The organism is Acinetobacter schindleri, assembly GCF_010918895.1.
Taxonomy (GTDB): Bacteria; Pseudomonadota; Gammaproteobacteria; order Pseudomonadales; family Moraxellaceae; genus Acinetobacter; species Acinetobacter schindleri.
In genome coordinates, this window is record NZ_CP044483.1 from 2134023 (window position 1) to 2158077 (window position 24055).

The 24055-nt window shown below is 43.0% G+C and carries 24 protein-coding genes; 13 read left to right on the top strand and 11 right to left on the bottom strand.

Annotated elements, in window-relative coordinates; genetic code table 11:
* Positions 1-123 precede the first annotated feature (123 nt).
* Entirely contained in the window at positions 124-2550 is a 2427-nt protein-coding gene (gene lon / locus FSC11_RS10315; protein WP_005221312.1) for an endopeptidase La, read from the top strand.
* A gap of 60 nt (positions 2551-2610) precedes the next feature.
* On the opposite strand, the gene FSC11_RS10320 is transcribed toward lon, so the two are convergent.
* Positions 2611-3558 (bottom strand): M28 family peptidase, encoded by a 948-nt coding sequence (locus tag FSC11_RS10320; RefSeq protein WP_163166735.1) that lies wholly within the window; start codon positions 3556-3558, stop codon positions 2611-2613.
* Positions 3559-3712: 154 nt separating this feature from the next.
* Here FSC11_RS10320 and rlmH point away from each other — a divergent pair, with 154 nt between their 5' ends.
* From rlmH to FSC11_RS10335, 3 genes are all read left to right on the top strand, one after another.
* On the top strand, positions 3713-4195 hold the full coding sequence (rlmH, locus tag FSC11_RS10325) for a 23S rRNA (pseudouridine(1915)-N(3))-methyltransferase RlmH (protein WP_163166737.1): 483 nt from the start codon (positions 3713-3715) through the stop codon (positions 4193-4195).
* 113 nt (positions 4196-4308) lie between these two features.
* Positions 4309-5085: a dioxygenase family protein gene (locus FSC11_RS10330; protein ID WP_163166739.1), complete on the top strand. Its 777-nt coding sequence runs from the start codon at positions 4309-4311 to the stop codon at positions 5083-5085.
* 184 nt (positions 5086-5269) lie between these two features.
* Entirely contained in the window at positions 5270-6040 is a 771-nt protein-coding gene (locus FSC11_RS10335) for an META and DUF4377 domain-containing protein (protein WP_205681837.1), read from the top strand.
* A 72-nt stretch (positions 6041-6112) separates the two neighbouring features.
* On the opposite strand, the gene gdhA is transcribed toward FSC11_RS10335, so the two are convergent.
* Positions 6113-7456: an NADP-specific glutamate dehydrogenase gene (gene gdhA, locus FSC11_RS10340; protein ID WP_004810752.1), complete on the bottom strand. Its 1344-nt coding sequence runs from the start codon at positions 7454-7456 to the stop codon at positions 6113-6115.
* 347 nt (positions 7457-7803) lie between these two features.
* Here gdhA and FSC11_RS10345 point away from each other — a divergent pair, with 347 nt between their 5' ends.
* Together FSC11_RS10345 and nth are read left to right on the top strand one after the other, a co-directional pair.
* The gene (locus tag FSC11_RS10345; RefSeq protein WP_163166743.1) at positions 7804-8595 is read left to right on the top strand and encodes an RnfABCDGE type electron transport complex subunit B; all 792 of its coding nucleotides are present in this window, start codon (positions 7804-7806) and stop codon (positions 8593-8595) included.
* Between the two features lie 4 nt (positions 8596-8599).
* On the top strand, positions 8600-9304 hold the full coding sequence (gene nth, locus FSC11_RS10350) for an endonuclease III (protein ID WP_004810755.1): 705 nt from the start codon (positions 8600-8602) through the stop codon (positions 9302-9304).
* A gap of 65 nt (positions 9305-9369) precedes the next feature.
* Here nth and FSC11_RS10355 read toward each other — a convergent pair whose 3' ends face one another.
* From FSC11_RS10355 to FSC11_RS10370, 4 genes are all read right to left on the bottom strand, one after another.
* On the bottom strand, positions 9370-9582 hold the full coding sequence (locus tag FSC11_RS10355; RefSeq protein WP_163166745.1) for a hypothetical protein: 213 nt from the start codon (positions 9580-9582) through the stop codon (positions 9370-9372).
* Positions 9583-9668: 86 nt separating this feature from the next.
* Positions 9669-10328 carry an adenylate kinase gene (adk, locus tag FSC11_RS10360; RefSeq protein WP_004810758.1) on the bottom strand — a complete coding sequence of 220 codons (660 nt, stop codon included), beginning with the start codon at positions 10326-10328 and terminating at the stop codon, positions 9669-9671.
* An 84-nt stretch (positions 10329-10412) separates the two neighbouring features.
* On the bottom strand, positions 10413-11729 hold the full coding sequence (locus tag FSC11_RS10365) for a DUF445 domain-containing protein (protein ID WP_163166747.1): 1317 nt from the start codon (positions 11727-11729) through the stop codon (positions 10413-10415).
* Positions 11730-11795: 66 nt separating this feature from the next.
* Entirely contained in the window at positions 11796-12314 is a 519-nt protein-coding gene (locus FSC11_RS10370) for a hypothetical protein (protein WP_163166749.1), read from the bottom strand.
* Positions 12315-12554: 240 nt separating this feature from the next.
* On the opposite strand from FSC11_RS10370, the gene mrdA reads away from it, so the two are divergent.
* Together mrdA and rsmD are read left to right on the top strand one after the other, a co-directional pair.
* A complete protein-coding gene (mrdA, locus tag FSC11_RS10375; protein WP_163166751.1) occupies positions 12555-14603 on the top strand; it encodes a penicillin-binding protein 2 in 2049 nt (682 codons plus the stop codon).
* Between the two features lie 3 nt (positions 14604-14606).
* Positions 14607-15158: a 16S rRNA (guanine(966)-N(2))-methyltransferase RsmD gene (gene rsmD / locus FSC11_RS10380; protein ID WP_005221299.1), complete on the top strand. Its 552-nt coding sequence runs from the start codon at positions 14607-14609 to the stop codon at positions 15156-15158.
* Between the two features lie 85 nt (positions 15159-15243).
* On the opposite strand, the gene FSC11_RS10385 is transcribed toward rsmD, so the two are convergent.
* On the bottom strand, positions 15244-15447 hold the full coding sequence (locus FSC11_RS10385; RefSeq protein WP_004810769.1) for a hypothetical protein: 204 nt from the start codon (positions 15445-15447) through the stop codon (positions 15244-15246).
* Positions 15448-15693: 246 nt separating this feature from the next.
* Between FSC11_RS10385 and FSC11_RS10390 the strand changes: the two genes are divergently transcribed.
* From FSC11_RS10390 to FSC11_RS10400, 3 genes are all read left to right on the top strand, one after another.
* Entirely contained in the window at positions 15694-16431 is a 738-nt protein-coding gene (locus tag FSC11_RS10390; protein ID WP_005221297.1) for a sulfite exporter TauE/SafE family protein, read from the top strand.
* Between the two features lie 92 nt (positions 16432-16523).
* Positions 16524-17285, top strand: coding sequence for a 3-oxoacyl-ACP reductase (locus FSC11_RS10395; protein ID WP_163166753.1), 762 nt, complete (start codon positions 16524-16526; stop codon positions 17283-17285).
* Between the two features lie 151 nt (positions 17286-17436).
* On the top strand, positions 17437-17757 hold the full coding sequence (locus FSC11_RS10400; RefSeq protein WP_005221294.1) for a hypothetical protein: 321 nt from the start codon (positions 17437-17439) through the stop codon (positions 17755-17757).
* Positions 17758-17824: 67 nt separating this feature from the next.
* Here FSC11_RS10400 and FSC11_RS10405 read toward each other — a convergent pair whose 3' ends face one another.
* Positions 17825-18412, bottom strand: coding sequence for a 1-acyl-sn-glycerol-3-phosphate acyltransferase (locus FSC11_RS10405; RefSeq protein ID WP_163166755.1), 588 nt, complete (start codon positions 18410-18412; stop codon positions 17825-17827).
* A 191-nt stretch (positions 18413-18603) separates the two neighbouring features.
* Here FSC11_RS10405 and FSC11_RS10410 point away from each other — a divergent pair, with 191 nt between their 5' ends.
* On the top strand, positions 18604-19935 hold the full coding sequence (locus FSC11_RS10410; RefSeq protein ID WP_005221272.1) for a hypothetical protein: 1332 nt from the start codon (positions 18604-18606) through the stop codon (positions 19933-19935).
* Between the two features lie 46 nt (positions 19936-19981).
* Here the strand turns inward: FSC11_RS10410 and FSC11_RS10415 are convergent, their stop codons facing one another.
* Complete coding sequence (locus FSC11_RS10415) at positions 19982-21136, bottom strand: helix-turn-helix transcriptional regulator (RefSeq protein ID WP_163167776.1); 1155 nt, start codon at positions 21134-21136, stop codon at positions 19982-19984.
* Positions 21137-21349: 213 nt separating this feature from the next.
* On the opposite strand from FSC11_RS10415, the gene FSC11_RS10420 reads away from it, so the two are divergent.
* On the top strand, positions 21350-21832 hold the full coding sequence (locus FSC11_RS10420) for a copper resistance protein NlpE (RefSeq protein ID WP_163166757.1): 483 nt from the start codon (positions 21350-21352) through the stop codon (positions 21830-21832).
* Between the two features lie 75 nt (positions 21833-21907).
* Here FSC11_RS10420 and groL read toward each other — a convergent pair whose 3' ends face one another.
* Together groL and FSC11_RS10430 are read right to left on the bottom strand one after the other, a co-directional pair.
* Positions 21908-23542, bottom strand: coding sequence for a chaperonin GroEL (gene groL, locus FSC11_RS10425; RefSeq protein ID WP_004810785.1), 1635 nt, complete (start codon positions 23540-23542; stop codon positions 21908-21910).
* Positions 23543-23613: 71 nt separating this feature from the next.
* A complete protein-coding gene (locus FSC11_RS10430) occupies positions 23614-23904 on the bottom strand; it encodes a co-chaperone GroES (protein WP_004810787.1) in 291 nt (96 codons plus the stop codon).
* Positions 23905-24055: the final 151 nt, after the last annotated feature.

Here is a 24055-nt window from a genome sequence, read left to right on the forward strand (position 1 = left end):
TACTTTTAAATCAAATAATTAGTCAATAATTATACAATTTCATCTGAACGGCCCTTGTAATTTTAAAAATACCCATCACTATAAAATACATGGCAACATCGTTGTCACTCATTAGGAGTGCCCATGTCTGAAATTATTATGAATGAAGAAAGCTTTGAGCCTCAGGTTCCAAGTGTATTACCACTTTTAGCGTTACGTGATGTAGTGGTATATCCACACATGCAAATCGCGCTATTTGTCGGTCGTGAAAAATCGATCAATGCAGTTGATGTGGCTCGTAACAGTGACAATCTGGTATTTGTGGTTGCGCAAAAAGATTCGCTTACAGAAGAAATTGATCACGACAACTTATATCAATACGGTACTGTCGCGAAGATTGTGCAGGTTGTGAATCATGAAAATGATGAAAACTGTATCAAGGTACTCATTGAAGGCCTTTATCGTGCCAAATTAACTAAAATCATTGATGACACTGATTATCTGACTGCTGAACATGAGCTTAGTCCGATCACTGTCAAGATGGACAATGACACTCAGGATACCCGTGTAGAGGAACTGCGTGCGTTATTTGCCCAGTATGCAGAAGCGAAGTTACGTAATGCACGTGAACTGATTGCAGCTGCAAATAAAATTGAAGACTTACTTCAGTTATTATTCTTTGTGGCAACTCGTGTGCCGCTGAACATCGAAATCAAGCAAAAATTCCTTGAGCACGATGAGTTTGAAGCACATCTGACTGAACTCATGACTTATTTATTACAACAGTCTGAAGAACAGCAGATTGAGCAAACCCTGCATGATTCAGTTAAACGCCAAATGGAAAAGAATCAGCGTGAATATTTCCTGAATGAAAAAATGAAGGTGATTCAACGCGAACTTTCTGACCTGAATGGCGGTGCAGAAGATGATGTCGCTGAGATTGAAAAACGTCTGGCTGAAGCAGACCTGCCTGAGCACGTACGTAAAAAAGCGGAAGCTGAGTTCCGCAAGCTGAAAGCAATGCAACCTGCATCAAGTGAAGCTGCGGTTGTTCGCAACTATCTTGAAGTGATCCTAGATACACCTTGGAACAAAGCGAGCAAAGTCAGCATTAACCTGAACAAGGCTCAGGAAATTCTGGATGCTGATCATTATGGTCTGGATGATGTCAAAGATCGTATTGTGGAATATCTGGCAGTTCAGTCACGTGTGAAAAAACTGCGTGGCCCGATTCTATGTCTGGTAGGTCCTCCGGGTGTAGGTAAAACCTCTCTGGGTGAATCTGTTGCCAAAGCAACTGGTCGTGAATTCGTGCGTATGGCCCTAGGTGGTGTACGTGATGAAGCTGAGATCCGTGGTCACCGTCGTACTTATATTGGTGCGATGCCAGGTAAAATTGTGCAGTCTTTAACCAAAGTTGGCGTAAAAAACCCACTGTTCTTGCTTGATGAAATCGACAAGATGGCTCAGGACTACCGTGGTGACCCTGCTTCTGCACTGCTTGAAGTACTAGATCCATCACAAAACAGCAAGTTCAACGATCACTACCTGGATCTTGACCTGGATCTGTCTGAAGTGATGTTCATCTGTACTGCGAACAGCATGAATATTCCGGAAGCTTTGCTTGACCGTATGGAAGTGATTCGTCTACCGGGTTATACCGAAGATGAAAAAGTCAATATTGCTGAACGCTATCTTGTTCCGAAAGCAATCAAGAACAATGGTTTACGCAGCAAAGAATTGACCATTCATGAAGAGGCGATTCGCGATATCGTACAGCGTTATACCCGCGAAGCTGGTGTGCGTAGCCTGGAACGTGAAGTTTCTAAAATTGCCCGTAAGGTAGTTAAAGAAGCGGTGAGCAAGAAAGCGAAAAATCTTCAGCTTGAAGTGAATTCGAACAACTTGCCAGAGTACCTGGGTCCTCACAAATTCGATTTCGGCATGGCTGAAGAAGAACCAGAAGTGGGTCGCGTAAATGGTCTGGCTTGGACTTCGGTTGGTGGTGAGCTACTGACAATTGAAGTAGCAGCGGTTCCGGGTAAAGGTAAATTCATTACTACCGGTTCTCTCGGTGATGTGATGAAAGAATCGATTACCGCCGCGATGACCGTAGTACGTACGCGTGCAGCTGAATTAGGTATCGAAGCTTCTCGTTTTGAAGAAACCGATGTACACGTACATTTACCTGAAGGTGCGACACCGAAAGACGGTCCATCTGCTGGTCTGGCACTAACCACTGCTCTCGTGTCTGCATTCACAGGTATTACGATTCGTCCTGATATCGCGATGACCGGTGAAACCAGCTTACGTGGTCGTGCGATGCGTATCGGTGGTCTGAAGGAAAAACTGCTTGCTGCTCACCGTGGTGGGATCAAGCTGGTATTCATTCCGCAAGACAACGTACGTGACCTAGCTGAAATTCCTGAAAATGTGAAAGAAGGTCTGGAAATCAAAGCCGTGAAATCAATCGATGAGATTTTACCATTGGCACTTACCTCTATGCCGAAAGCATTGGTAAAAACCCCAATTGTAAAAGCGACTGATGAAGCTAAAGCCGCACGTCACTAAGTGATCTGCTCATAAAAAACCCTGCTCCGGCAGGGTTTTTTTATTATCTCCACCTAAATTTTATGGACTTAGAACGGTTTGCATCAATCCGTCTACCACATAAGTCATTTTTTTCAGATCCAGTTTATCTAGAGTGTCCTGCTCAGTGTTGTAATAAGGATAACGGTAATGAGCCGTGTCACTGATCAGTACAGTTGGAAAATTCTGCTTGGCATAACTGAGATAGCCCGAATAATCCAGTCCCTGCATAAAAGTAGGAATAATAAAACGTTCACACTCTAAACGCTGACGCGTCTGCATAGCTTCGCAAAACCTTCCTGTAAGTCCTACTGAACTTAGATGTCCAATACTGGCAATATAATTGGCATGCCGAGGATAAAACCATTTTAGAGTTGCCGGATAGCTCTGTACCTGATTTTCATCATAGTAACCAATAGAGTCCAGTACAAAGACGCCACGTATTTTCTGCTTTTGTTTTCTCAATGACTTGGCATGGATCGCACTGCCCATATGCTCTGTGTTGAGATACGGCGGTTCTTCCAGACCATAGAAAACAAACTCGATATTATTTTTCAGTTTATTTTTTTGTAGGGCCAACAATCGTGCAGCTTCCACCACTCCTACGACGCCAGAAGCATTATTATTCGCACCGAGATGATTGGCAAAAACATCATAGTGAGCACCAATAACGATTTTATCTTTGGCTTTTACATTGAGCTGGCAAACCAGATTGCGATAGCCCTGACTATTCACAATATAGCTTTGAAATTGACACGGGATACCAAAGCGTCGCATTTGCTCTTTCAACCAACCGGATACCCGGTTCAGTTCAGCCGTATTCTTGTGATTTCTAAATTCATCCACATTCAGGATCTGGCTAAAGTAAAGCTCGAGATTTTTGACTTGAGCATTTCTGGCTGGATTGGCCCAGGCCCAACTCGGGAAGATTAAAGACAGACTGATCAGCAAACCCAGATAACTTTTTCTTAAAATGGCTACAATCCGCATTTGTTATTATTTCCATGACATGATCAAGCAGAAACTTGAACTCTGGATATTTATGCAGCAGTGCTTTTTCTAATTCAATTTCAATTTGTTTCTATACTCAACTTCATGTTGTTTCATCGTTATAATGAGCACTTCTGAACTACACGATGTCTGTATGAAAATCCGTATTCTGACCATTGGTCAAAAAATGCCAGCTTGGGTGCTCACTGGTTTTGAAGATTATTTCAAGCGCATACAGCCATTTGTTCAAACACAAATCATTGAATTGCCGATGGCGAAACGTGGCAAGAATGATTCAGAAGCCGACATCCTGAAATATCGTAATATCGAAGGCGATAGTATCCTGAATGCATTAAAGCCAAATGAAACCCTGATTGCACTTGAAGTCGGCGGCCGTGAATTCAGTACCGAAAAACTGGCTGAAACCATGAAAGGCTGGATGCTGGAAGGTAATGATGTGGCTTTAGCCATTGGTGGGCCGGATGGTCATTCTGAAGCGGTACGTAAGGCAGCTGTATGGCACTGGTCACTATCCAAACTGACCTTGCCGCATCCTCTGGTTCGTGTCATGCTGATTGAACAGTTGTACCGTGCCATGAGCATTAATCATAATCACCCTTATCACCGTGCGGGTTAAGGTGAGAATTGGCTATTGTTCTATTTCCGCAACGAATTGTTGAACAATCTCCCCTCCTTACTTCGCTTGCTTTCATGCATTATTGAAGACATCTTCCAGATGTGGCTTGAACTATGAACTTACAAACGCTTCCCGGCTTGTTTATCTCCCATGGCTCTCCAATGCTTGCCCTGAATCCTGAACAGGTAGGTCCGGCACTGGAGCGTTTAAGTGTAAATTTGCCACGTCCAGAGGCAATCATTGTAATGTCTGCCCACTGGGAAAGTAATGCACTGGAAGTAAATACCGGTATTCGTCCAGAAACCTGGCATGATTTCCGTGGCTTCCCACCTCAACTATATCAACTACGTTATCCTGCGCCGGGTCAACCAGAACTGGCTGAACAGATTCTCGGCTTGCTGTCTGAAGCTGGCTTTAGCGCCTACGCTAATAATTCACGCCCGCGTGATCATGGCGTGTGGATGCCGCTACTACACATGTATCCGGATGCAGATATTCCAGTGGTAGAAATTTCCCTGCCCATCAACCTGACTGCACAAGACATTTATAAAATTGGTCAAACGCTGGCACCCCTGCGTGAACAGCAGGTCCTACTGATTGGTTCAGGCAGTATCACGCATAACCTGCGAGAGCTGGATCGTAGTGGACTATCCAATATTGTTCCAGAATGGGCCTCGACCTTCCGCAATTATGTGGTAAGCAAACTCGCTCATAGTGACTATGAAGCCGTATTGGATTGGCCAAGTATTCCTTACCTGGAACGTAATCACCCGACCCTGGAACACTTTGCACCGATTTTCTTTGCAATGGGAACTGGTACTCGTTTCAGTCTGGTGCATAGCAGCTTTAGCATGGGTTCACTGGGTATGGATATCTATCGTTTTGATTAGGATTTAAAGGCTCTATCTGAGCCTTTTTTCTTAGGCCTAAGAAAATCTTCCTGTCTTATTTTACTCATCATGCAATTTTCATGGATACATTTTGCTACCTAAAGCTTCAGAATGTATCCATATTTTTTAAAAATGAATCGTTTAAGCTTAAGTCTGATTTATTTGCTTCATGACTATTCAATCAATGAAATTAAAATACTTAATTATTGCGTTATTTCCTTTAACCCTTGCAGCTTGTCAGTCCAATGATGTCCAAAAAGTAGGAGATCTTGCCGTGTCCGTATTACAGCAACAAAATGCCGCCAATACTTTGAGTGCTTATGAATGGCACATTGATACCGGTGCAAAAGAACATATGGTGCTGAGCTTCCATGATGAGAATCGTTTTAGTATCACTACCAGCTGCAATAGCTTGGGTGGTAGCTGGAAAATCTCTGAGGGTCAGCTGGAAACTGGCACCTTAATCTCAACCATGAAAGCCTGTGATACCAATGCCATGCAACAGGAAAAGCTGGCAGGTGAAATTTTTAATGATGCCCGTATTCCATTTAGCTTAAATACCAGTGATACTCAAAATCCGGTTTTGATTCTGACCGTAAACGGAAAGGCTTACGTCTTCACAGGGAAGATGACGCCAGAAGCCCGTTATAATGGTCAGGCTGATATCATTTTCCTGGAAATTTCCCCTGAAACTAAAGCTTGTACCGGTGTAGCACAGCAAACCTGCCTTCAGGTGCGCGAAGTCAAATACAATGAGCAGGGCTTAAAAACTCAGGTCCATAAAGATTGGAACCTTTTCTATGACCAAATCGAAGGCTTCCAGCATACGCCAAATGAGCGTCAGGTAATTCGCATAAAACGCTTTGAAATCAAGAATCCGGCAGCAGATCAGTCTAAATATGCCTATATATTTGATATGGCCGTCGAGCGTGAAGCAGTAAAAGGCTCGCTATAAAATATTTTTATAACAGAGACAAAAAACCGAGGCTATGGCCTCGGTTTTTTTAAAGCTTAAACTAAGTCAGACTTAGAATACGCCTTGAGCAAGCATTGCATCAGCAACTTTTACGAAGCCCGCAATGTTTGCACCGTCAACATAGTTCACAGTACCGTCTTCTTTAGTACCGAATTTCACACAGTTACGGTGAATTTCTTTCATGATTGCATGAAGACGTTCATCAACTTCTTCGAAAGTCCAGCCAAGACGCAATGCGTTTTGAGACATTTCAAGACCAGAAGTTGCTACACCACCTGCATTCGATGCTTTACCTGGAGCGTAAAGGATTTTCGCTTCAACGAATTTCTCTACAGCACCTAAAGTAGATGGCATGTTTGCACCTTCAGCAACACAGATTGCACCGTTTGCAAGAAGTTTAGCAGCATCATCAGCATCTAATTCGTTTTGAGTCGCACATGGAAGCGCGATATCACACTTAATACCCCAAGGACGTTGACCTTCAAGGTATTCGAAACCGTGTTTAGACGCGAACTCAGAGATACGACCACGTTTAACGTTTTTCAGTTCCATCACTTCAGCAAGAAGTTCATCAGTGAAACCGTCTTTAACATAAACAGTTCCCGCAGAGTCAGATAGAGAAACGACCTTAGCACCTAAGAACATTGCTTTTTCAGCAGCGTACTGCGCAACGTTACCCGAACCAGAAATGGTCACGACTTTATCTTTGAAGCTATCGCCACGAGTTTTCAGCATTTCCTCAGCGAAATACACAGTACCGTAACCAGTTGCTTCAGGACGAGCCAATGAACCACCGAAAGACAAGCCTTTACCAGTGAATACGCATGAAGTGTCATTGCTGAGCTTCTTCATCATACCCGCCATATAACCTACTTCACGGCCGCCTACACCAATGTCACCCGCAGGGATATCAGTATTAGAACCAAGGTGACGGTAAAGCTCGATAATTAACGCTTGGCAGAAACGCATGATTTCGCCTTCTGACTTGCCTTTAGGATCAAAGTCAGAACCACCTTTACCACCGCCCATAGGCAAAGTAGTCAAAGCATTTTTAAACGTTTGTTCAAAGCCCAGGAATTTCAGAATTGAAAGGTTCACAGATGGGTGGAAACGCATACCACCTTTAAATGGACCAATCGCTGAGTTGTACTGTACGCGGAACGCACGGTTTACTTGAGTTTGACCTTGGTCATCTACCCAAGAAACGCGGAACTGGATCGCACGCTCTGGTTCAACTAGACGTTCTAGTAAACCGTGAGCTGCATATTGTGGGTTCTTTTGAATGAACGGCCACAAGCTTGTCATCACTTCTTCTACAGCTTGAAGAAATTCTGGTTGATGTGCATCACGTGTTTTAACGTAATCTAGGAACTCATTAAGTGTGTTGTATTTCAACGCTTAATCCTCAGCAGAAAATGGATCAAAATTGGTCAAATTTACAATCGATGTTAAATTTTGGCGCAAAATATTAAATATCTTTTGTAACCAATCCACAATAGTTTTTTTGAAAAAATATGAAAATTAATTTTATAACAGTTATTTATATTTATTATGAATTAAATTTTTGGATAGCAAAATATGAGTGGAATCAAAGTCTAAATTCTTATTTATGCATGATAATAATGCATATTGGTTACCTTAATTGTGCACAAACAAGCCGATCAAAATATGCTAAAATTTGTAATTCTGACATATTTTGTTTCACCTCCTGAAATGCTCACTGTGAGCGGCTTTGAAATATCATGAATTCGCAGATTTCCCTCATCCAATCCATTGATGCGTTATTGCCACAGACCCAATGCGGTTTGTGTGGTCATCGTGATGGCTGCTTACCCTATGCCCAGTCCATTGCCGAGGGAGAAGAAGCCAACAAATGTGTACCCGGCGGACAGCCGGTGGCAGATGCCCTCGCCCAATTGTTAAATCGTCCTAAACTTAGTGCTGAGCCAAGTGTCTGGCCCATTCAGGCTGATGGGCGTCCTCAGCGCATGAAGGCAGTGATTCGTGAAGATGAATGCATTGGCTGTACCAAATGCATTAGTGCCTGCCCGGTCGATGCCATTATTGGCTCAGGCAAACTGATGCATACGGTACTGACAGATTTGTGTACTGGCTGCGAACTGTGTATTCCACCCTGCCCGGTCGACTGTATTGATCTGGTAGAAGATACCCATCCACTCATGTCAGATGAACAGCATGTGCAGGAACAGAATGATCTGCGCCAACGTTACTATGCACATATCCAACGTGAGGAAAAACGCCGCATTGACCGTAAAGGTCCTGTGATACGTGCTGAAATCAATACCGAATTATTTGCCGAGTTCTCTGCACAAAGTCAAAATGTACCCGTGATTGAAGTGGTGGAAAAGCCAAATGAGGATGGATTGATTCAAGACGCCAAAACTACGATTGAGCTGGCCAAACTGCGTACCCAGATCAAGAAACTTGAGAAACAGCTGTCTGTCCGCGAAGATGCGAGTAAACGCACCCAGCTTGCCGAACTAATGCAGCAATTACAGGATTTACAGGGATAAGATGATGACAAGCATGAGCGGAAAACCTGTAAAGAACATGACCAGAAAACAGATTCAGACTTTTTTTGAACGCTTACGTGAACAACGTCCGAATCCAAAAACAGAACTGAATTATTCCAATCCTTTTGAATTACTGGTCGCAGTGACACTCTCGGCACAAGCAACTGATGTCAGCGTCAACAAAGCCACTGACAAGCTATTTCCTGTGGCAAATACGCCAGAAGCGATTTATGCCCTTGGCGTGGATGGGCTGAAGGAATATATCAAAACCATCGGGCTGTATAACTCCAAGGCAGAAAACGTGATTAAAGCCTGTGAGATGCTGATCAAGAAACATAACAGCGTGGTACCGGACAATCGTGCTGATCTGGAAGCTTTACCGGGCGTAGGTCGAAAAACAGCGAATGTGGTACTCAATACCGCCTTTGGTCAACCGACAATGGCGGTCGATACCCATATTTTCCGGGTGGGTAACCGGACTGGCTTGGCTGTGGGTAAAAATGTGCTTGAGGTTGAACATCGTCTGGTTAAGGTGATTCCCAAAGAATTTATTATTGATTCGCATCATTGGCTAATTTTGCATGGGCGTTATTGCTGTATTGCACGCAAACCAAAATGTCATGAATGTGTGGTCGCTGATGTCTGTAACTGGCCGGACCGTTTCGACTTTGGCGCACTCAAACCAATTGCAGTTAAAAATATTGACTGATCCCTTAAATAAAAAAGCTGAACTCTGGTTCAGCTTTTTTTGTCTCATTCAGCAGATAAGAATGCTTATTTTTGCTTTTCCTCTAACTGCTGCTGCATTTTCTTTCGCTGCTCTAATTCAGCCTGTAATTTCGGGTGCAATTGTCGCTCTGGGGTTTTACCTTTATTTTCGATTTTTTCCTGTTTCTGCACTTTGTTTAGCATTCGGTAGCTCATGACCAGAAGGCCTGCTAGAACAACCAAGAACACCACCATGAGCAATAACAAACCAATTTTCACAGTCGCAATTCCTTTAAAGACGCAGAAATAAAAAGAGCCCTAATATGACTTAGGGCTCCCTGAATGTCAAAATTATCGTGAAATGATTATTTTGACTGATCCAGAATCGCGAACAGATCCGCTTGAACTTGTTCAATTGGACGTAGACCGTTCAATTTGTCATAAGTCGGTGCATTTTCACCTGATGCAGCACGGCCTTGATAGAAGCCAACCAGCTGTTCAGTTTCAGTATGGTAAGAACCTAAACGTTTACGAATGGTTTCTTCCTGGTCATCAGGACGTTGAACCAGATCTTCACCAGTTTCATCATCTTTACCTTCCACTTTTGGTGGGTTGTAAACAATGTGGTAAACACGACCAGAAGCCGGGTGCTGACGGCGGCCAGAAAGACGTTGCACGATTTCTTCGTCCGGTACATCAATTTCAATCACGTGATCGATGTTGATGCCTTCGTTTTCAAGCGCTTCAGCTTGTGGAATAGTGCGCGGGAAGCCATCAAAGATGCAGCCATTTACACAGTCAGGCTGTGCAATACGTTCTTTAACCAGACCGATGATCAACTCATCAGAAACCAAACCGCCATTGTCCATGACGCTTTTAGCTTTTAAACCTAATTCAGTTCCTTCACGAATTGCAGCACGGAGCATATCACCGGTTGAAATTTGTGGGATATTGTAGCGCTTACAGATCAACTGAGCTTGTGTACCTTTACCTGCTCCAGGTGGTCCGAGTAAGATAATGCGCATATATAAACATCCTCATTTTTTAACAATGTATAGGACACCAAATGTCTGGACATCCCCAAAGGTATCCAGCATTTCAGCGTCTCGTTATAAGAAAGCCACAAACAAATGGATTAAACCCGCGACAAAGCCGGTTACTCCACCCAATACAATCAGAATCCACTCATCTTCCTGAAACGCAGGTCGTAAAAGATTCTGAAACTCCTTCGGTGTTAACTCGCGTATGCGGTCTCTAAACATTTGATAGATTTTCTGTGCACGGCTCGCATTAAACGCAGGGTCGCATACAGGCACCATCGTAATTTCAATTGAGCGATCGATCAAGTCTGTCTTGAGTTTTGCATACTCTTTTGGCCCCAAGGATAGCTGTAAAGAGGTGCGAACCAATGGAGTTTCCATAATTTCGTTAATGTGACGCTTGACGATCCGGCGGGTTTTTTCTTTCTTACCACCATACATCATTTCTGTCATGATCGATTTTAACGTAATCAGATCTTCTGTCACTACACTTGCGAAGACGTCAGAGACTTCTTCCTGACGTTTCATAAAAGCACCTTGTATGTTATAGGTGCCAATACGTGGAATAACCGGTTTGATCCATGGAAACTTGCGGCTCTGCGTGCGGGTGAAGAACTGCGGGTATTTCACATAGTGTGGTTCTATCGGATTGAAGACCATCCAGATGGCAATCCAGTTGGTCAGGAAACCCCAAATTGCTGCCCAGAATGGTACAGTCCAGTGCCAAGGCACCACGAACCATACGATCATCTGGAACAGACCAAAGAACATACCAATTAAAGCACTGATATGCCAGATAAAGTTAATTTCTTTCTGTCCAACCTTCAGGAACATGCGTACCATCAGACGGCGGTCACCCTCCATTTGACTGACCACCATGTCACGCATATCCACAAGTGACTCGACGTTCATGGTCAGCTCAGTCACTAATTCGCGCAACACATCCGGCAACTGCTTGTGTGCCTGAGAATAAATACGGCGCTTGATGGAATACGGCAAGTTTTCCCACAAAACTGCATTACGGTCGATCATGACCTCATCAATCAGATGTTCAAGTTCGAAACCAACCTGTTCACCGATGATGCGTGCCATATCATCCGGGTCCATCGCCTGGAGAAATTCCTGGATCGATCCCAGTTTAGACAAGGTATTATCTGTGATAATTCCTGAAATTCTTCCTGCTTTGCGTGGCACAATGCCCTGCCAGCCGACAGGCAATGGACCAATATGGAATCCCCAGAACGTGATTGGATAGAACACCATTTTCAGGGCCATCCATACGTGTGCCCAGGTAACGAATGCAGTGACAGGAATGATACTGAGCACGGCCCAGAAATCTGGACGCATCAGAAAGGCTTGCCACAACTCGTTAACGTACTCAAGCATGTATAACTTCCATATTTAATTCTTTGTTCACAGAATACAATTTTCTTATCAAGTCGAATATTTTCTCTATAAACCGATACTTAAAGTATAGGAGAATTGTAGTTGAGGTTCGATTTCGGCCACAACATGTCCACTTCGGCTTTTCATTTCCTCACCAGCACCGATTCCGACACTGAAGGTACTGATCCGTTCTGAACTCAGCATGACATAGGATAAATCTACCCCGCCCCCCAGACGTGCTTCATATTCTCCATCTACTTTCTTACTCTGGATATGTCCGGCATAAGCCCCGACATAATACCCATTTTTATCTTTTCCTGTGAGGTGGGCCGGGTACCGAAAGCCAACTTGTGCACCAAATGGCTTGTCATCGTCCAGAAAAACACCACCTTTGACATATGTGATTCCATACGGATTCACCCACTCAGTATTCAGATGAATCATATTCCGGGTAAATCCTGCCCCCACATTCCAGGTATTTGCCTGACTATCGCTCAGTTTTGCTTCAGATCTATACGTAGAATCATCTGCATAAGCCGTATTTGCGATGAAAGCAAATGCCAGCAAAGGGTATAATTTATTCATTCCTTTTCACCAATATCCTTGATTCATTATAGTTTTAAGGTATCGTCCTTTTTTTATTCAATTTGGACTTTAGCAGAATTATCAACACAGTTGTATACAACTGTAGACAATTTTAATGTCTGCAAAGTCAACGTTTAGCAGATGGGCAACCCACTCGTATTTCAATATCCAAACCAGGTCAGTTGGGTTAGAATAACGCACTTTCATTCCTATCCGTGTTCAGGTCTAAGTCGATCTCGTATGAAGCAGCATTTTCCATTAAAAAATGTACAGCAAGAAAAACGCATTTATCGCAATCGTGTGTTTTTCTCGATTGGCTTGGTCATCATCTGCATGCTGCTACTGATCAGCCGCTATGCCTATTTGCAGATTGTCAGCTTCGATGAGTTCAACACGGCTTCTGACCAGAACCGTATCCGCCTGCAACCACTTGCGCCTGCACGTGGTTATATCTATGACCGTAACGGCGTCCTTTTGGCAGATAACTATCCGGTATTTACCGCGACCTTAAGTCGTGCCGATGTTGAGGATATTGATGATACGATTAAGCGTCTGATCCCGATTCTGGAATTGAACGAAGAAGATATCGAGCGATTTAATAGCAGGATTAAAACTGCAAAAAAAACAGAACGTGTTTCTATCAAACTGAATCTGACCGAAACCGATATTGCCCGCTTTAGTGAAATTAAGCACCTGTTCCCCGGTGTAAAAATTGATACCCAGATGACCCGTTACTATCCACATGGTGAATTGTTTGCACATGTGATTGGTTACGTGGGCCGTATTAATGACAAAGAATTAAAAAGTATTGATAAGGACCTTTATGCGGGTACCAACCTGATCGGGAAAATCGGGGTCGAAAAATCCTATGAAGAGCTGCTCCATGGCATTCCTGGAAATGAATCAGTCGAAGCAGATGCACATGGTAATGTGCTGCGTCATCTCGGACGTAAGGATCCGGTACGCGGGAATGACCTGTTTTTATCTTTAGATTATGGCCTGCAAATGGTTGCTTCCGAGCAACTGGCGGGACGTCGTGGCGCCATTGTTGCCATGGATCCAGGCACAGGGGAAATTTTAGCGCTGGTTTCTAGCCCAAGTTTCAACCCGAACCTGTTTGTAACCGGAATCAGCACCAAAGATTATTCCTACTTGCGTGATAACCTTGATCAGCCGCTATATAACCGGGCGGTTCAAGGAACTTATCCTCCAGGTTCGACCATTAAACCGATGTTTGGCCTGGGTGGCCTTCATTATGGCCTGGTCGATTGGGATACAGCAATTTCCGATCCCGGCTATTTCACACTTCCGGGCGATTCGCATAAATTCCGCGACTGGAAAAAGTCAGGACACGGCGTAGTCAACTTGCATAAATCGCAAGTGGTCTCGTGCGATACCTTCTTCTACATTCTGTCGTTCCGTATGGGCATTGAAAAAATGAACACATGGATGCGCCAGTTTGGCTTTGGTGAAAAAACTGGTGTCGATCTGCCAAGTGAAAGCTCTGGTCTATACCCAAGTCCTGAATGGAAAATGCGTACCCGCAACTCTAAATGGTCACGTGGTGAAACGATTTCGGTGAGTATTGGTCAGGGTGCCTTTACAGCAACGCCATTGCAGTTAGCGATGGCAACAGCAATTACTGCCAATCATGGCAATAAAGTCGTACCGCATGTCTTGCGTGAAAGCCGTGGCGCCAAAGCATTTAAAGTCCATAATGGCACCCATGGCAAGATCGATTTTAATGGTAAAGAAGAAGACTGGTTCAAAATGCGCGATGCCATGGTTGATGTGATTCAGTCGGGTACGGGTCGTGGTATTAAAGGCGGCCTGCAATATAGTATTGCCGGTAAAACTGGCACAGCACAGGTAAAAAGTATTGCCCAGGGTAAACGTTACAATGAAGCCCTGCTGACTGATCGCCAGCTTGACCATGGTCTGTTTGTCGGTTTTGCTCCTGCAGAAAAGCCTGAAATTGCCATTGCAGTCATTCTGGAGAATGGCCGCGGCGGTAGTGCCGCCACTGCACTCGCTCGTCCTATTTTTGATTACTGGTTACTGCATAAAGATAAGAATCCGGTACGCCCACTCAATCATCAATTAAGTGGGGGACTGATGACTGCCGGTATTAAACCTGGCGAGCTACCAAGTGGTGCAAGTATGCTTAGCCCTGATGCTGCGGCAACACCTAACAACACGGATGCACCACAAACTTCCTCAAACGCAACATCGAATACATCTCGTTCGAGCTCATCTGCAAACTCTGCACCAGCTGTAGAAGGAGATTAATATATGAAAAATCAGTTACGAATTATTGGTGGTGACTGGAAACGCCGTCAGCTAGCCTTTGCCAGTATTGACGGTTTACGTCCCACCCCAGACCGTGTCCGTGAAACCCTGTTTAACTGGCTGATGTGGGATGTACAGAATGCCAAGGTGCTGGATATCTGTGCCGGTTCTGGTGCTTTGTCCTTTGAAGCACTTTCCCGCGGTGCAACCAGTGTGGTGATGATTGAACCGGATCGTACTCAGGCACAATTTCTGAGCCAGAATCTGGAGCTGCTTCAAGTCACCAAAGCACGTGCACAACTGAAAGTAACCACGGCGCAGCAGGCGTTGCAAACATTGAAAGATCAATTTGATCTGGTCTTTTTAGACCCGCCTTACAGCTTGGACTTATGGACTTCTCTGGCTGAACTTGCTGATCCGCTAATCAAGCCTGAAGGCCTGATTTATGTCGAAGCAGATCGGGATTTAAATACGTTGCAGCTTCCCTCTTCTTGGCAACTGATTAAAAATACCAAGGCTGGGACAGTACGTGCAGGCTTATATCAGAAAAAGTAAATGAATATTTGCACAATAAATATTAAAAAAGGATTCCTGTATGGAATCCTTTTTTGTGAAATGTAAGTTATAAATAGCTGATCTCTTAACGGCGATCACGCCAGTCACGGTCTTCCCGATCACGTTTCCAATCACGATGATCTCTATCTTTCCAGTCCCGGTCACCATGGTTACGGTCATAATGTCCATTACGGTCTCGATGGCCACGATAATCATCATCCCAAGGATCGACCATACAACCGGTTAAAGCCACTGCCAGCACAGATGACAGTAATATCATTTTTTTCATTTTCATCACCTCTTCCTTCCTGCACTCTGCCAGTATCAGGCGATTTCATGGAGAGTACACGCAGCCATTGTTGGTCTCCTGTACCGATTTGTTTGCTTTTTATTCACCATCAAAACAATTCAATTATCTTCAAATAAATTGGTTATCTGAACTTCGACTAAGCTGTGCACAAATACAGCTAAATATTAGCTTGGCTTTTTCAGCAATCTTTTGAATACTGCTGGCTTTAGTTATCTACTAATCAATATGACCTGGCTGTTATTTATTTTAGGCGCAATGATCGCAGGATTTGTACAAGGTCTTACCGGTTTTGCCTTCGCTTTAATTGCCATGTCATTTTGGGTATGGGTACTCAGTCCTCAAGTTGCTGCTCCCCTCCTTGTGTTTGCTTCGATTTGGAGCCATGTTATTTCATTATCGAATGAACAAAAGCATGTTCATTTGTATAAAGCACTTTATTTACCGTATTTAATTGCCGGGCTGATCGGCGTCCCGCTCGGCACCTGGTTACTGAATATCATTGAGGCACATACTTTCCGTGTCTTACTGGGTATGTTCCTCATCATCTGGTGTCCACTCATGTTGTTGAATCCTCAGATCCGACTGATTCAACATTCAGGCAAAACTGCAGATGCCAGTATCGGTTTGGTAGGTGGCATTTTAGGTGGCTTGGGGGGATTTTGTGGTTCCGTACCTTCTGCCTGGTTAATGCTCAAACAGCTCCCCAAAGATCAGCAGCGCTATATTTTACGTCATTTTAATTTCGCCATTCAGATGTTTACCTTGGCAGCCTATCTATATCAGGGCAATTTAAATCAGAGTCACTTGCCCTATATGGCTGTACTGATTCTTGCAGTCAGTATTCCCGCTATTTTGGGTGCGCGCCTATTCCATCGCATTTCAGAACTGCACTTTAAGCAAATTGTTCTTGGACTACTTTTCAGTTCAGGATGTTTCCTGCTGCTTAAAGAGTTGATCCATTAAACTGTTCCAAAAAGGCCAAAGCCTTGTCCTACTTTGCTTTCAGCCAGTTTACTGCTAAGGTAACTTGAATGATTTTTCTGTAGAAATGAGCTATGCAAATTCGTGATCAAATTGTGCTTGTGACTGGCGGTGCACGTGGACTTGGCCTGGCAATTAGCCAGCTTCTGATTGAAGAAGGTGCACGTATAGTGGTGAACTATCTTAGTAGTAAAACGCAGGCTGAAGCTTTACAGAAGCAGTATCCCGATCAGGTATTTACCTATCAGGCAGACGTTACTCAAGTAGATCAGATCAAAGCCCTGTTTACCGCAAGCAAAGCACATTTTGGTGAAGGCATTCATTCGGTTGTGAACAATGCCCTGGTACAGTTTGAATTTAATGGTGATAATCGTCCCAAGGTAGAAGATTTGTCTTGGGAGATGATGTCGCATCAATTCAGTGGTGCTGTTCAGGCTTGCCTCAATACGACTCAGGCGGCGCTAGAAGATATGAAACAGGCACATTTTGGCCGGATTGTGAATATCGGTACCAATCTGGTTCAAAATCCGGTGGTGCCTTATCATGACTATACGACTGCTAAAGCCGCGCTACTGGCATTTACCCGTACTACTGCGCAGGATCTTGGTCAATATGGAATTAATGTAAATATGCTTTCAGGCGGCCTATTACAAACCACAGATGCCAGCAAAGCCACGCCTGATTTTGTGTTTGATCTGATTGCTCAGTCAACGCCATTACGCCGTGTCATTACCCCTGAAGAATTCGCGTCGGCAATCTTGATGTTCCTGTCTCCTTATTCACGCGCTGTCACGGGGCAAAACCTGATTGTAGATGGAGGCTTAGTCAAAGGTTAATCAACCTTGATACATGATCATAGAATCGTTCAATACTGACTCCGATTGTACGATGCCTCACATTTTAACCAACTGTTCAAAAAAAACGGTTTTGAAACTCGAAATACCTTTTAAAATATCGAGACCTTTCAAAACCGTTTGACTTCTCCCTATGAAAGCCTTAGCAGTATTGAGCCTGACTCTGCTACTGACAGCTTGTATGTCACATGATGCCCAAAAAGCCGAACACATTTTAAAACTCTTCCACTGTAAGGGTATTGAACCTTCGCAAATGCAGCATAATAGTGTGACTCAATATTATGAGCATTCTCTGTATAGCTCAAAAAGCAAAGCAGAGGCTTATATAGAACAGTATAAAAATGGCGAGGAATCTTTTGAAATCCCGCTCTCTGAAATCGTGAATCAGCAATATGAACTATACAAATCGGCCTGTCAAAATCTGGGGGGCATTCCAGCCAAAGAATTATTCTGATCTTTAATGCAATATGAAATAAAATCTTAATGCTAAAAAAACAGGAGTATTCTCCTGTTTTTTCATTTTAACTCGCTTTGTAATATCGCTGATCTACACTAAATTCTTCAGGAAATTTGGCCTGGATGCCCGCATAGAAATCCATGATCTCAGCCATATCTTCCTCAAAATTTCCTGTGGGATGAATGATTTTTCCTACACCCGCCTTCTTATATTCATAATCCATATAAGCCAGTGCAATCGGGACGCCAGCATTAACCGCAACATAATAAAAACCGGTTTTCCATTGCTCCTGACGGGCACGTGTTCCTTCAGGTGTAACCAACATGACCAGTTCTGGATGGTGCTTAAACAGGTCTGTCATCACCTGAACCATACTTAGACGCGGCTCACCTGCCTGCTTGGGACGGCGATCAATTCCAATTCCACCCATCGCACGCACAAAAGGACCCAATGGGAACTTCATGTAGCTGTCTTTAATGGTAAGACGTACATTGACACCTAATGCCTTCAGCGCTAGCCGTGCATATAATGCATCCCAATTACTGGTATGCGGTGCAGCAATCATGACACATTGGCTCAGGTTTTCAGGCCAGTGATTGTCTGTTTCCCAGCCCATCAATTTAAGTGCTTTTTCAGCTAAATTTTCAAACACAATTCAATCGCAAAATAAATAAAAAATTATGTGATAGTGTACCAATATTAGTGTTTAATTCTCTTTGTAATCGATTGTAAATACATTATTTGATGCACTTTTTATACAATCAACCTCCCAATATTGGGATATTCCTTAATCATTGGCTTCCCTAGACTCAGGTGGACAATTATAAACCACCCATGGGGTCAATGATGAAAAAAACTATACTCGCAGTAATGCTTTCCACCCTTGCATTAACCGCATGTAATGATGATGACGATGACCATCACTCACCAGGAAATGGTGGCAACCCACCTGGAACACAGCAAGGTATCTTGACTGATGGCCCAATTGAAAACGTCCGCTATGAAACATCAAGTGGTGTAAGAGGCTCTACCAATGCGGAAGGTAAATTTAATTATAATACAGGTGATACAATTAGATTCTTTATCGGAAACCTTCAGCTAGGTGAACAGGATGGAGTTCCAGCTCAAGCCCGGATTACTCCGACAGATCTTTATGAGAATGATCCAGACATACCTGGAAATGAAGATGAAGAATTAGAAGAAGCATTAACAATCTTCCTGCAATCGATTGATGCAGATTATATTACACCGCCAACAGGTGCTCCCGCAGATTACAATGCTCATGATAATGGTATTCAAATTACTCAAGATGTCATTAATCGAATTAACACAGCTTTCACCTCTGCAACTACATTCGAGACAGCACTAGAGGATTCTGATAACAGTATAACAACCCTTATTCAGGACCAATTACAGCTTAGCGACGTAACTCCAGTTACTCCTGATGAAGCTGCAGCTAATATTCAAGAAGCTTTCTATAAAGATATTGCTGGCACATGGCAATTAGGCTCTGCAGATAAATCGGATAAAGTCATTTTAGTGGTTTATACCGATGGTAGCTACAAACTAGGTGAAGCCGATGAGGCAGATGATGATGGAGAACCAGGTTATGAACTTGGGAATCTTCAGTGGAACTGGAAAGGTGGGGTTATCACACCTGTGATTGATGAAAATGGTGACACTAATGGGTCATGGGGGCTTTCAGATTCAGAAGGTGACGAAGGTTATACCCTAACTTTTGACGGTACAAACTTAGTTCTTACTGAAACTGGTTTGGATGAAGATGATACCTCTACCCTTACACGAGTAGAAAATTCAACCAATGGCCTCGTAGGTACGTGGGAGCTGGATGATACCCATGTACTGGTATTCTTGAACGACGGCTACTACTTCCTGATTGATACTATAGGAGGAGAGGATTGTGGCCCAGAGGGTATTGAATATGGCCAATACACTACTTCGAACAACATCCTCACAGTCACCAATAACTTGTTCGATACAAATGAAAGTTGTGGTCTACATGATAGTCAAACCTCTCCATTCGTTCTTGGAACCTATACAGTTAATGCAACTACCATGACATTAACCCCAACAGGTGAACCTGCTGTCACTTTCACTCGGGCTGATTTCCAGCGTGATCCAGAACCCGCTCCTGAGCCACAGCCAACAACGTAATATCTCTTGGTATAACTTTAAAAAGCCAGGTAATTAACCTGGCTTTTTATGCAATATGCTGAAACTGTAACGTACAGTTCATCAACTTATGTATCAGCTCAATCTGGCTATTCACTTCTAGCTTTTCATAAATCTTTTTCATATAAGTTCTAATGGTTTGAATACTGAGTTGCATCTGTTCAGCAATCTCTTCAGGTTTATAACCATTGATCAGGTATTCACATAATGCGATCTCCCGACATGTCAACTGATAATGCTGCCTTAAATAGCTTTGTGACAAGATATGGTATTGATTTCGGTCCGTCAAAAATATTGCAACTTGATATTGTCTCGATTCTTCAATAGATGTTATTGACTGTTTCGACCAAGGTACGATTGTCAGCATGATGCAATGACCTGTTGCATCCTCTACAGCCATTACTCCACCGATTTTACTTATTCCCCCACTTCCCTGCTGTAAAGACCCTCTGATAAGTTGTTCTAGTTGCAGATGATAGGCTCTATTAAGCTTCAGATAATTGTACTGATCTATTTCAATTTCCTGATTCTGACTCAGCATTTTTTTTGCTTCAATATTGGCAAACTGTATCTCGAAATTCTCAAGTAATAATATAATCCCGACCTTTAGAGCGTTCATGGCCTGATAAGCATTGTACTTATCCTGAATAACTAAACTGAACTGACGATAAATCTGTAGCGCTCGCCTTAAATGAATACTGATACGCTCCAGAAAATCCAGTTGCTCTTTACCATAAGGGGTGGCTTCAGGTGCCCGGTGAATTCCCAGTACCGCCCAACTAAAATCACCACGATCCAGCAATACACCTGCAAGATGTAAAATACCGGTAGGCTTTAAACATTTTTCATAAAAGATATGCTCTTCCGAACCTTTCATGGAGGGATAATGCTGACAATTGATCTGTAAAGCCTCTCCCACTGCAATCTCATTCCATAGCGGCAAGTGCAGCTTCATATCAATGACTTGAATACGTTCATCCCGATAAGCTGCTAGACCTTCATAAGGAATATTATAGGTATGGACAAAGTTGTAAACTGGGTTGAGCTGATCCATCGCAGTAAAGATGGCTGTCTTACTTTGTGTGTATTCCACTAACTCATGCATAACCTGAGTCCATAACTGAGGATCCAGTGCTGCATCATAGATATGCGCAATAATGTTATTTTCTTTATTCAAATCCATCATTGCCCTCATTATTATTTTTTTAAACCTGTGAAAGCACTATTTATTTGAGATGATAGTGATTTTATTTTTTATTATTTTAGCAATTCCTTTACCTCATCACACGTGCAGAGTGAATTTCACTTAATCAATACATCATTTACAAAGTTATACTACCCTTATGATTTTTAAATTTTTATGTTGAATATTAGCAAATGCAAAACGGGCATAAAAATGAAAAAGTCTCTCCTTATCGTCGCAATGACCACAATCACGCTAGGTTTAAGTGCCTGTTCTAAAACCCAAGAACCCTCTAGCAATGAAAATATGGATTCAGAAAATTCTGCTCAGATGAATACGTCAGCGACATCACGCAGCTTACCTGCAGGCGATACTGCAGAAACTTCTCTTGACTGGGCGGGCGAATACGAAGGAACTTTCCCATGTGCGGATTGTGAAGCCATTAAAGTGGAGCTGGAACTTCATCCTGACAAAACCTATGAGTTGAAAGAAGAGTATGTTTCCGATACCAAAAGCACAGAAACCAAAACCAAAGGAAGTTTTAGCTTTGACCCTAAAATGACTTCAATTATTACGCTGGATGAAAAAGGTGAAAATCGTAAATTCTTTGTCGGTGAAAATTTCTTAGAAGCTCGAGATATTCAAACTGGCGAGAAAATTAACAGTAATCTGAATTACAGATTAATCAAACATTAATATTTTTCAGCTAACCTGAATGAAAAAAATCCCCGCAAATGCGGGGATTTTTTAGATCAATGACCGGTTGATGAATTACATCATGCCGCCCATACCACCCATGCCGCCCATATCAGGCATAGCAGGTTTGTCTTCTGGGATATCAGTGATCATACATTCAGTTGTCAACATTAATGCAGCAACAGAAGCAGCATGCTCAAGCGCAGAACGTGTTACTTTTGCTGGATCAAGAATACCCATTTCAAGCATATCGCCGTATTCGCCAGTTGCAGCGTTGTAACCAAAGTTACCTTGGCCATTTTTCACTGCATTAATCACAACTGAAGGCTCATCACCAGCATTAGATACGATTTGACGAAGTGGCGCTTCAATTGCACGACGAAGAATGCTGATACCTACGTTCTGGTCATCATTTGCACCCTTCACACCGTCAAGTGCAGCTGCAGCACGTACCAGTGCAACACCACCACCCGCAACAACACCTTCTTCAACCGCTGCGCGAGTTGCGTGAAGTGCATCGTCTACACGGTCTTTCTTCTCTTTCATTTCAACTTCAGTTGCAGCACCGATTTTGATAACAGCAACACCGCCAGCCAATTTAGCTACGCGTTCTTGAAGTTTTTCTTTGTCGTATTCAGAAGTAGATTCTTCGATTTGCGCACGGATCTGTTGAACACGGTCAGAGATCTGAGCTGCATTACCAGCGCCATCCACAATCACTGTGTTTTCTTTAGAAACTGTTACTTTGTGCGCAGTACCCAGGTGTTCAAGAGTCGTTTGGTCTAACTGCATACCGATTTCTTCAGAAATCACAGTACCGCCAGTCAGGATCGCGATGTCTTGCAGCATTGCTTTACGACGGTCACCGAAGCCAGGTGCTTTAACAGCACATACTTTAATGATACCGCGCATGTTGTTAACAACCAGAGTTGCAAGCGCTTCGCCTTCAACATCTTCAGCAATGATCAGAAGTGGTTTACCAGTTTTCGCAACTGCTTCCAGTACAGTGATCAATTCACGGATGTTACTGATTTTCTTGTCAACCAATAGGATGTATGGGTTTTCAAGTTCAGCAGTTAGCGTGTCTTGTTTGTTTGCGAAGTATGGAGAGATATAACCACGGTCAAACTGCATACCCTCTACAACGTCAAGTGCATCTTCGAAGCCTGAACCCTCTTCAACAGTGATCACACCCTCTTTACCTACTTTTTCCATTGCTTGCGCAATCAGTTTACCAACAGTAGTGTCAGAGTTAGCAGAGATCGAACCTACTTGCTCAATTGCTTTAGAATCAGAAGCAGGCTGAGCAGTCGCCTTGATTTCAGCAACTAAAGTTTTCACTGCAATATCGATACCACGTTTCAGATCCATTGGGTTCATACCCGCAGTTACTGACTTGATACCTTCATTTAAGATTGCTTGAGCAAGAACAGTCGCAGTTGTGGTACCGTCACCAGCGATGTCATTGGTTTTTGAAGATACTTCGCGAACAAGTTGAGCACCCATGTTCTCGAACTTGTCTTTTAAAGTAATTTCTTTCGCCACAGTTACACCATCTTTAGTAATATGTGGTGCACCGAAAGAACGGTCGATGACAACGTTACGGCCTTTAGGACCAAGGGTAACTTTTACAGCATCTGCAAGGATGTTCACACCAGCGATCATTTTCGCACGAGCTGAATCACCAAATTTTACGTCTTTAGCTGACATATTTGACTCCGAGTATTTTTAATAGCTTTACAAAATCTGATATGGAATATGTAAGACTGTTTTAGCGAAGATTAACCTTCAAGAACCGCTAAAATGTCAGATTCTTTCATGATAAGTAGTTCTTCCCCGTCTACTTTTACAGTTGTACCTGCATAAGTGCCGAACAATACTTTGTCGCCAACTTTAACGTCTAACGCGCGTACGCCATTGTCAGTGATTTGACCATTACCAACTGCAATAATTTCCCCTTGCGCTGGTTTTTCTGCTGCAGAACCTGGAAGTAAAATACCGCCAGCTGTTTTAGTTTCTTCTTCAACACGACGAATAACAACGCGGTCATGTAATGGACGAATGTTGCTCATTTTTAACTCCATCAGACTAAGTCTTTTTGATTACTGATGACGACTTAGTTATTCCCTGGTCGTCATCAAAACTTTTAGATGTCACTTTTATGGAGATGGAATAAATCGCTTCAAGGGTAAAACTGAAAAAAAATTCATTTTTTTTTATTTT